Genomic DNA, 9,793 nt, shown 5'->3' with positions numbered 1-9,793 from the left:
CTCCTCGGCGCCGCGCACCGCCGCAGTGCTGCCGAGGCCGTGGACGCGGCCGACGTGGGTGAGGTAGCCGAGGGCGGTGAAGGGGAGGTCCGCGGGGAAGCGCTCGGGGACGTACGCGGTGCGTGGCCGGGCGGTGATCCGGCCGGTGGTGGGGGCGTCGATACCGGCGAGGAGCCGCAGGAGGGTGGACTTGCCGCTGCCGTTGCTCCCCGTCACCCGGATCAGCGAGCCCGGCCGCACCTCCAGGTCGACGCCGCGCAGCACCCATGCCCCTCGCAGACCGTAGCGGCGGCCAACTCCACGCAGTCTCATAACCGTTGACCCTATGCGGTCGAGGCCGTTCCGGGGGCATGGATGGCGCGGGTGGCACACTGGGGCGCGTGACCAGCTCCGATACCCGTCCAGACGCCCCCACCAGCTCCGACGACCGCGTTCGCAACAGTCCGTTCCGGCACTCAGAGACCGACCGGGACGCAGCGCCGCAGTTTGTGCTGCCCTTGGTGGTGCGGATCGAGAAGGCCGCTCCGCCCGCCCGTACGGATGCCCTGGAGACGGCGGCGCGCGCCGTGCTCGTCCTGCTGTCGGACGAGCGGGCGACGGCGGCGGACGGCGAGTGGACCGAGGCCGTACGGAGCTGGCAGGACGCCCGGATCCGCAAGGTCGTGCGGCGGGCGCGGGGCGCGGAGTGGCGGCGGGCCGAGGGGCTGCCGGGGATCACGCTCGGCGGCCGGGCGGCTGTGGACGGCGGGCCGCCGGCGGCGGAGGTACGGGTGTTCCCTCCGGTGCCGCTCGACAGCTGGCCGAAGGACCTGGCCAAGCTGCAGGTCTCGGGCACCGACCTGGACGACCCCGAGCCGCCGTCCGCGCCCGGCCTGGCCGAGCCGGTGCTGTGGCTGAATCCGGAGATCACCATGTCGGCGGGCAAGGCGATGGCGCAGGCCGGGCACGGCACGCAGCTCGCGTGGTGGGAGCTGGACGACGCCGCGCGCGCGGCCTGGCGCTCGGCGGGCTTCCCGCTGTCGGTGCGCACCCCGTCGGCGGAGCAGTGGGCCCGGCTGGTCGCCGCCGGTCTGCCGGTCGTACGTGACGCCGGGTACACGGAGATCGCGCCCGGCTCGTGCACCGTCGTCGCGGACCACCCGGCCCTGCGCCGGCCCGGCCCGAGCCATCGGGTGGACGGGCTCTGATCACCCCGCCTGACCAGCCCCTTTACTATTTGCCGCCCCGGCGGCGGATCGCGCGCGTCACGACCGGCGGCAGGACGTCCGCCGCGAGCTTGCGCACCGGGCTCCGGCGGCGCGGCGCGGACCCCGCAGACCCCGCAGACCCCGCGGCCTGAGGGGACGGCGCGGCACGGTCCGGCTCGGCCGCGGTGTCGGACTCGCGGATCTCGCGGATCTCGTGGGCGTAGCGGGACCGGGGAGCGGCCGGGTTGGGCGGGCGGCCCGAGAAGCGCAGCACCCGCTGTCCGGCGATCTCCTGCACGCTCAGGTGCGTCCCGGCGCGCCACTCCTCGTCCGCGAGCAGTTCCTCCTGCAGCGGCTCGGGGTCGCCCCATGTGCCGTAGAGCTTCTGGGTGGTCAGGCACACCGGCCGCAGTCCGCGCAGGAACACCGCCTCCCAGGTGGCGGCGGCCACGCCCGGGGTGTGCTCGGAGCGGAAGTCGTCGAGGACCACCACGCCGGCGGGCACCAGCGCGGTGTGGGCGGCGTCGATGTCGCCCGCCACGTGCTCGTACAGATGCGAGGCGTCGACGTGGACGAAGCGACAGCTGTCGGGGGCGACGTGGTCCGGGACGAGGGAGGTGGGGCCCTGTACGACGTCGGGCAGTTCGTCGTGGAAAGCGAGGTAGTTCTGCTCGAAGGCGACCCGGGTCAGGGTGGCGTACGACTTTCGGGCTTCCGCCGCGTTCCGCTCGTCGGGCGCGGGCGCGTCGAAGAGATCACAGACGGTGAAGCGCTCGTCTGCCCGCAGATAGCCGGCGGTGAAGATGGCGCTCTTGCCCATATAGGCGCCCATCTCCAGCAGGTCGCCGCGCTGTCCCAGCCGTTTCTGGCGGGACAGGAAGCGGTCGAAGATCACTTGATCCAGGCTGGGGAACCAGCCTTTGACCTCGTGGAGGGTGCGGGGTCGCTGCGCCGGGCGCGGGGCGGTTGCCGTCATGGTGCTGTCCTCGGTCGGTCGCTTGCGGTGGGGGGACGGGCCGCCACGTTGGCAGCGGCAGGCAACATCGCGTCGTACCCACTGTGAGCGTTGTGTGACCGAAGACCCGTCAGAAACGCAGGACCGCCGCTATGCGCTCATGTGCCGCCAGGGAGTCGTCCGGGACGAAGGCGACCTCCCCGCCCCGGTCCAGCGTGGTCTCGATGATCTCGTCCACGATGTCCTCCAGCACCGCCGTGCCCAGTTCGGCGGGCGAGATCTCCTCCGTGTCGACCGGAGTCAGGTGCTCGCCGGTGACCCTCACCGTCCGCTGGTAGTGCTCCTCGACGGCGAGCAGTTCGATGCGCCCCTCCTTGCACACCTGCCACACCTCTTCGAGCCCGGCGGCGAAGGCGCGGCGCCCCTGCGCCTGCCCGATGCGCTCCTGGACGCGCTCGGTGTGCCGCTCCGCCTGCTCCAGCAGGGCGGGGTGCAGCGCGTCGGCGAGGGCGCGGGCGGGGCCGTTGGTCAGCCCGCCCTTGACGACCTTGCTGACGGCCATCTTCGCCGCCGAGCCGACCTCCTCCAGGAGGCTCAGCGCGGGTGCGAGGCCGACCAGGTAGAGCGGGCGCGGGTCGGTGGCCAGCAGGGCGTCCAGGGCGGTGTCGACCTGCCGCAGATAGGTCCGGGTGCCCTCGTCGTCGTACGGTCCTGGCACATTGCCGACCCGCTCCTCGCGCTCGACGTCGTTGTACGTCGGCTCGGGTTCCAGGGGGAAGCCCGCGGCCCGCTCCTCCACCAGGTTGCCGTTGCTGCCGCGCCACAGCACCGTACGGTCCACCGAGACGGCCAGCACCCAGTAGGGACGGGTCCGCTCGCGCGCGGCGACGAGGTTGCGGGTCAGGAAGGTGTCGCTGAAGACGACGCGCTCGGGTGCGGTCCTCGGCAGGGCCCACACCTCCCATTCGCCCTTGGCCGCGCAGATCTCCAGCGAGTCCAGGGCATCGCGCAGATCCACGTCGGCCATGGCGCGGTCGAGCTGCCCGCTGATGTCGTAGCGGGCCTCGCGCTCAACGTCCGGATCCTCTTCCAGCCGGCGCTTGGCCTCGGCGATCAGATTGCGCAGCCGCACGGTGTCCGCCGGGCGGTAGGGCTCGCGGCGGTGGGTGGGCAGGGTGATGGTGACCGCGGGGTAGGGGCGCCTGGCGCGGAGGGCTGTCAGCGTGCGGGATGTCAGTCCGGTGGTACGCATCCGTTGCCTCTCGCCTTTTGACGTGTTTATCCAGGATCACCCAGGACCGGCGGCGGCGCATCGCGGGGCGGCGGCCGGTTCACGCGGGCGGCTGACGCGACCGGTTGATGCGGGGGCCGTGTGATTTGCCGCGGGGCCCGTGTGAAGAGACGGTAATTCTTCAGTGATACTGGTGAGCCGTACGTTTGTACTGTCTCAGGGGGCGGGACCCGTGAAGGGGCTGAAGACCTTGAAGGCTTTGAAGGCGTTACAGCCGAGGAACGCCTATGGAGTGACGGGCCCCGTGGGTGCCCTGGTCGCCGTGGGCGTCGTCGTCGCCGTTCTGCTCGCGGTGCTGCCGGGCGGCGAGGCGGACGGCTCACCCGCGGAGAACGCGCCGGTGGCCGGTGCGTCGCCCACGCCGTCCGCGGGCGCCCCCGGCATCAAGAAGAAAAAGAAGAGCAAGTACGCCGACTGGGACGGCAAGGTCAAGGTGCTCGGGGACGGCTCCACCTCGTACACCGGGCCGCAGCCGAAGCAGCTCAAGCCCAAAAAGCTGAAACCCGGGGAGAAACCACCACAGTTCGTGGTCTTCTCCTGGGACGGGGCGCTGGAGAACGGCGACCATCTCTTCTCCCACTTCCGCGACGTGGCCAAGGAAAGCGACGCCACGATGACGTTCTTCCTGAGCGGCATGTATCTGCTGCCCAAGTCGAAGAGCGACCTCTACCAGCCGCCGCAGCACCAGCGGGGCTCGGCCGCGATCTCCTACCCGACCGATGAGCACATCCGGGAGACGCTGGAGCAGCTGCGCGGGGCGTGGCAGGAGGGCAATGAGATCGGCTCCCACTTCAACGGCCACTTCTGCGGCGCCAAGGGCGGCGAGGACTGGAGCACGGAGGAGTGGAAGAGCGAGACCGAGCAGGCGTACTCGTTTGTGAAGAACTGGAAGACCAACACCGGCTTCACCGATGTTGCCCCGCTGCCCTTCGACTACGACGAGGAGCTGGTGGGCGGCCGGGCGCCGTGCCTGGAGGGGCAGAAGAACCTGATCCCGGCCGTCAAGTCCATGGGCTGGCGGTACGACGCGAGTTCGCCCGGCGACTTCCAGATCTGGCCGTCGAAGACCGACGGCATCTGGAACTTCCCGCTTCAGCTGGTGCCCTACCCCGAGAGCGAGAAGCAGGTCCTCTCCATGGACTTCAACTTCCTCTACAACCAGTCGGGCGACAGCACCGAGGGCGATCCGGCGAAGTACCCGGAGTGGGAGCGGCTGACCCGCGAGGGCTATAAGAACGGCTTCGAGCGCGTCTACAACGGCAGCCGGGCGCCGCTGTTCATCGGCAACCACTTCGAGACCTGGAACGGCGGCATCTATATGCAGGCCATCGAGGACGTGATGAGGGACGTATGCCCCCGCGAGGACGTCGAGTGCGTCTCGTTCAAGCAGCTCGCGGACTGGCTGGACGCCCAGGACCCGAAGGTCCTGGAGAAGCTGCGCACGCTGGATCCGGCGCAGGTGCCCGACTGGTCCACCTTCACGAAGGCGGAGTGACGGCCTTCATATAGCGCGTCCAGATGTCGATGGCGTAGGTGGATCCGGTGCCCGAGGTGGCACCGCCGACAGCTCCGGGGGCCCCGGGGGTTCCGGTGGCCCCCGGGGTTCCGGTGGTCCCGGAGGTTCCGGTGGTCCCGGAGGTGCCGGATCCGCCCAGCCCGTTCAGGGGCAGCAGCTCCTGGGTCTTGGGATCCACCCGCGACAGCGAGACGGCCGTCGACATCTCCTTCGTATAGCCCACGAACCACGACGAGGTGTTGTTCTGCTCGGTACCCGTCTTGCCCGCCACATCGGAGCCGACCGCCGCGGCCGACTGCGCGGTTCCGCCCTGCACCGCCCCGTGCAGCGCGTCGTCCACCTGCGCCGCCACCTCCGGGCTGAACGCCCGGGTCGCGGGCTGCTTTTCGAGGGGCACCCGCTCACCCTGGTGGGTGAGTCCGGTGACCGAGTACGGCGGGGTGTGCCGGCCCCCGGCCGCGAAGGTCCCGTAGGCACTGGCCATGCGGATGGAGCTGGGGGTGGCCGTGCCGAGCGAGAAGGCGGGCACCCGGGAGCCGAAGCTGCTGGGCAGCAGGCCCGCGTCGATGGACGCCTTGCGCACCCGGTCCAGGCCCACGTCCATGCCCAGCTGCATCATCGGGGTGTTGATCGAATCCACGATCGACTGCCGCAGGGTCACCTGCCCCCACGAGCGGTCTCCGTCGTTCCTGCCCCGTACGATCTGTCCGCCGCGGTCCCAGTACGGGCCCTCGGGCGTGCGCACGGCCACCTTGTCGTTGCCGTCGTAGACGCTGGTCGGGGACACCGGGGTGCGTGCGCCGTCGCGTTCGCGCTGGACGCCGTCGCGCAGGGCCGCGGCGTAGACGAAGGGTGTGAAGGACGTGCCGGCCGGGACGGTGGAGGCGTTGGCGTCGTTGAAGCCCTGTTCCAGATAGCCGGGGCCACCGTAGAGCGCGGCGATACGGCCGTCCGGCGATACGGAGGCGGCGCCGACCCGTACGTACCGGTCCTCCTTGCGGTCCTTCGGGTCGAGGCCCGCGCGCATCTTGTCCACCGACTTGGCGAGCTCATTCACCTTCGGCTTCTCGAAGGTGGTGTGTATCTGATAGCCGCCCAGGTCGAAATCGGCGTCGGATATGTCGGTGTGGGAGGACACATACGCCCTGGCCGTCTCGACGAGATAGCCGACCTGGCCGGTCAGCCCCTCCGGTTTCGGGGGCGCCTTGGGCTCCGGGAATTTGGTGTACTTGGCCCGCTCGGACTTGGAGAGCTTGCCGATCTGGACCATCCGGTCGAGGACCCATTTCCAACGGTCCACCGCCCGGCGGTGGTTCTTGGCGCTGACCGTGGGGTCGAAGGTCCCGGCGCCCTTGAGCAGGGACGCCAGCATCGCGCCCTCACTCGGGTTGAGCTGGGAGACGTCCTTGCCGTAATAGGCGTAGGCGGCCCGCTGAATGCCATAGGTGCCGCGGCCGAACCAGCTGGTGTTGAGATATCGCTCGAGGATGTCCTCCTTGCTCATCTTGTCGTCCAGCTTGATGGCGATGAACATCTCGGTCAGCTTGCGGGAGAAGGTCTGCTGCTGATTCAGATAGGCGTTTTTCACGTACTGTTGGGTGATGGTGGAACCGCCCTGGGTCTCACCCCCCGTCACCATCCGGGTCAGGGCACGCATCACACCGCTCGGCGAAACCCCGCTGTCGGAGTAGAAGCTGGCGTTCTCGGCGGCGAGCACCGCCCACTGCACCTTCTCCGGGACCTTTTCGAGCGGGACTTCCTGCCGGTTGACTGGTCCCGTACGGGCCATTTCCGTACCGTCCGCCCAGTAATAGACATTGTCCTGCTGGGTGGCGAAGTCGTTGAGGTCATCCGGGATGTCGGTCTGCAGATACATATAGCTCAGCACACCGGTCAGACCGCCGACGCAGAAAAGAAAGAGCATGGCCATCTGCCGCCACGAGGGCAGCCAGCGCAGGGGGCCGCGCCTGCCCGCGCGGGGGTAGTCCAGCCTGGCACCACGGACGGCCCAGCGGCGCAGCGTCCACCACGTCGAGGCCGAACGCCCTTTGAGGCTCGACACGTTGGGCGCCTTAACGGATGGCACCTTGATGGTTGGCGCCTTGCGGCTCGGTGCCTTACGGCGGTGTCTGCCCCCAGCGTTGTTGCTGCCCTGCACGTGTCCCCCACGATCCGCGCGCGGGGCGCGGCCAAAGATCTGATGGTCCGTCCCCCCGAAGACGACACGACCCTATGATGCTTTCCGAACATCTGTCGCCTCAGAGCACCAAATTTTTGTAACAGTGATGATATTCCGCGACGCGGATCACGTGCGGCACGCGCGACTCGCACGGGACTTGAGCGTGAACCCCCGAAGCTCAAATGAACCTCTGAACCGCACCGCTGCTGGGTTCGTCCTTCTCCAGCGGGGTCATCACCCCCAGACGAGGGGACGGACGAGGAGGGGGAAGCCATGAGGCGCCTCGGAACCGGCATTGGATGGCGCCCGGAGATCGCCGATGACATCGAGCGGCTGCCGGGCATCGACTGGGTGGAGGTGGTGGCGGAGAACATCTGCCCAGGCCACCTCCCTGACGCACTGGAGCGGCTGCGGGAGCGGGGAACGACGGTTGTCCCGCACGGCGTCTCGCTCGGCCTCGGCGGCGCCGAGCGGCCCGACGCGGGGCGGCTCGCGGCGCTCGCCGAGCGGGCGGAGGCGCTGGGCTCGCCCCTGGTGACCGAACACATCGCGTTCGTACGGGCGGGCGGCCCGCGCACCGCCTCGCCGACGGCCGAGGCCGGGCATCTGCTGCCCGTGCCGCGCACCCGCGACGCACTGGACGTGCTGTGCGAGAACGTACGCATCGCCCAGGAGTCGCTTCCGGTGCCGCTGGCCCTGGAGAACATCGCGGCGCTGATCGCCTGGCCGGGCGAGGAACTGACGGAGGGGCAGTTTCTCGCCGAGCTCGTCGAGCGGACGGGCGTACGGCTGCTGATCGACGTGGCCAATCTGCACACCAACCACGTCAACCGGGGCGAGGACCCGGCCACGGCCCTGGACGAGCTCCCGACCTCGGCCATCGCCTATGTCCATGTGGCGGGCGGGGTCGAGCGGGACGGGGTGTGGCACGACAGCCACGCCCACCCGGTGACCCAGCCGGTGCTCGACGTACTGGCCGAGCTGTGCGCCCGCACGACGCCGCCCGGCGTGCTGCTCGAGCGCGACGAGAACTTCCCCGCGGGCGACGAGCTCGCGGCCGAACTCGGCGCGATCCGGGCCGTGACGGCCAAGGCGGCTCCGGAGGCGCGCGAGGTGCTCGAGGTCCATGAGGTCCCCGACGCGCCCAAGGCGCCCGAGGTGCCCGAGGTGCCCGAGACCCAGGTGGCTTTGGTGGCGGCCGGGTCGGTGTCCGCGTCAGAGGCCGTGGAGGGCGCCCGGGAGCGGATCGCGCTCGCGCAGACGTCCCTGCTGTCCTCGCTGGTCGCGGGCGCTCCCGCACCCGAGGGGTTCGACCGGCGGCGGCTGGGGGTGCAGAGCCGGGCGCTGGCGGCCAAGCGGGCCGATGTGGTCGGGAAGGTCGCCCCCGAGCTGCCACGGATCCTGGGCGCGGACTACCGCCCCGCGTTCCTGGCCTATGCGCGGGGCCGCCCGATGACCGGCGGCTACCGCCGCGACGCCCTGGCGTTCGCCGAGCATCTGCTGGCCGCCGAGCGGCCCGAGGACCCCGCGGCGCGGCGGGAGTTGACGCAGTGGTGGCGGGAGCGGTCGGGGCCCGCTCCGGTACGGCCCGGCCCCGCGGCGCGCCTGGCGCGGGCCGCCCGACGCGCGTTGCTCGGAAGGTGATGACGATGTACGTAGCAACTCTTGTGAATCTGGCGGTCGCCGCGTCATCGGCGGTGCTCATCACGGGGACGGCCCGCTGCCGGAAGGGGGCGGGCCCGGTGACGGACGGCCGGGCGCACCATCTGCTGGAAGCCGCCTTCCTGGAGGGGGGCCCGGGCCGGGTGGCCGACACGGTGATCTGCGCGATGTACACCGACGGGCGGCTGGCGGTGGGCGGCCCCGGGGTCGTCTCGGTGCGGCAGCCGGTCGGACGCGACCCGGTGGAGCAGGCGCTGCTGGAGGTGCACGCCCGCGCGCCGCACGGCGGACTCGCCCTGCTGCGCGCGGAGCTGATGCGCCATCCGGCGGTGCAGTCGATCGGCGACCGGCTCGCGGAGCGCGGGCTGATGGTGCGGCCGGAGAAGATGCGCTTCTGGCGGCGCCTGGCCGCCGTTCAGACGCTCGGCTCCGTAGCGGGCGTGTTTCTGGGCATCTGGGCGAGCGCCGCGGACGACTTTGGATCGTACTCCGGGATTCCGCTGATCTTCAGGATCTTCCCGGCGCTGTTGGCCGGCTTCCTGATCGGCGTGGCCTGCGCCGCCGTGAACATCAAGCGGATCACGGCGGCCGGGAAGCGGGCGCTGGCGGCGTTCCGGCAGGACCTCGCCTACGTATCGACCGAGCCGCAGGACGGCACCCCGTACCGAACCGGCGCGCGGATGGCGTCGGTGGCCGAGACCGTCGCGCTGGCCGGGGTGGGTGCGCTGGCCGCCGACGAACTGCTGCGGGACCAGCTGCTGGAGGCGCACCGCGTCCAGACCGCCGCAGCGGCCTCGTCAGCCGGGTCTTCCTCGTCCTCCGGATCGTCCAGTTCCTCGGGGTCCGCGACGTCCTGTGGGAGCAGCAGTTCGTGGTGCGGCACCTCCGGGGGCGGCGGCTCCAGTTGCGGCAGTTCCAGCTGCGGGGGCGGCTCCGGCTCCGGTTCCAGCTGCGGTGGCGGGGGCGGTGGCTCCAGCTGTGGCGGCGGCTCCAGTTGCGGTGG

8 protein-coding genes are annotated in these 9,793 nt (G+C 70.7%); 4 read left to right on the top strand and 4 right to left on the bottom strand.

All coding sequences use genetic code 11. The features are described from left to right. Nucleotides 1–312 (bottom strand): ATP-binding cassette domain-containing protein (locus CCN51_RS27235; RefSeq protein WP_143675902.1); only part of this gene is annotated, 312 nt, incomplete at its 3' end. Between the two features lie 38 nt (nt 313–350). Between CCN51_RS27235 and CCN51_RS27230 the strand changes: the two genes are divergently transcribed. After that, nucleotides 351–1,187 (top strand): aminoacyl-tRNA hydrolase, encoded by an 837-nt coding sequence (locus CCN51_RS27230; RefSeq protein WP_014175670.1) that lies wholly within the window; start codon nt 351–353, stop codon nt 1,185–1,187. 25 nt (nt 1,188–1,212) lie between these two features. Here CCN51_RS27230 and CCN51_RS27225 read toward each other — a convergent pair whose 3' ends face one another. Further along, nucleotides 1,213–2,163 carry a class I SAM-dependent methyltransferase gene (locus tag CCN51_RS27225; RefSeq protein WP_014175671.1) on the bottom strand — a complete coding sequence of 317 codons (951 nt, stop codon included), beginning with the start codon at nt 2,161–2,163 and terminating at the stop codon, nt 1,213–1,215. 109 nt (nt 2,164–2,272) lie between these two features. Then, nucleotides 2,273–3,394, bottom strand: a complete 1,122-nt coding sequence (locus tag CCN51_RS27220) for a baeRF3 domain-containing protein (protein WP_014175672.1) — start codon at nt 3,392–3,394, stop codon at nt 2,273–2,275. 271 nt (nt 3,395–3,665) lie between these two features. Here CCN51_RS27220 and CCN51_RS27215 point away from each other — a divergent pair, with 271 nt between their 5' ends. Further along, a complete protein-coding gene (locus tag CCN51_RS27215; protein ID WP_014175673.1) occupies nt 3,666–4,928 on the top strand; it encodes a polysaccharide deacetylase family protein in 1,263 nt (420 codons plus the stop codon). On the opposite strand, the gene CCN51_RS27210 is transcribed toward CCN51_RS27215, so the two are convergent. Further along, nucleotides 4,912–7,011 (bottom strand): transglycosylase domain-containing protein, encoded by a 2,100-nt coding sequence (locus CCN51_RS27210; protein ID WP_014175674.1) that lies wholly within the window; start codon nt 7,009–7,011, stop codon nt 4,912–4,914. The two genes, CCN51_RS27215 and CCN51_RS27210, sit on opposite strands and share 17 nt — an antisense overlap. A gap of 390 nt (nt 7,012–7,401) precedes the next feature. On the opposite strand from CCN51_RS27210, the gene CCN51_RS27205 reads away from it, so the two are divergent. Both CCN51_RS27205 and CCN51_RS27200 read left to right on the top strand, forming a co-directional pair. After that, complete coding sequence (locus CCN51_RS27205; RefSeq protein WP_014175675.1) at nt 7,402–8,772, top strand: MbnB/TglH/ChrH family RiPP precursor modification enzyme; 1,371 nt, start codon at nt 7,402–7,404, stop codon at nt 8,770–8,772. A gap of 5 nt (nt 8,773–8,777) precedes the next feature. Next, nucleotides 8,778–9,793: TIGR04222 domain-containing membrane protein (locus CCN51_RS27200; RefSeq protein ID WP_245881688.1), on the top strand; the 1,016-nt coding region annotated here is incomplete at its 3' end.

Source organism: Streptomyces milbemycinicus, from assembly GCF_002154605.1.
Lineage (GTDB): Bacteria > Actinomycetota > Actinomycetes > Streptomycetales > Streptomycetaceae > Streptomyces > Streptomyces milbemycinicus.
The sequence above is the reverse complement of the archived record's forward strand: the minus strand, read 5'-3'. Positions and strand labels throughout refer to the sequence as shown.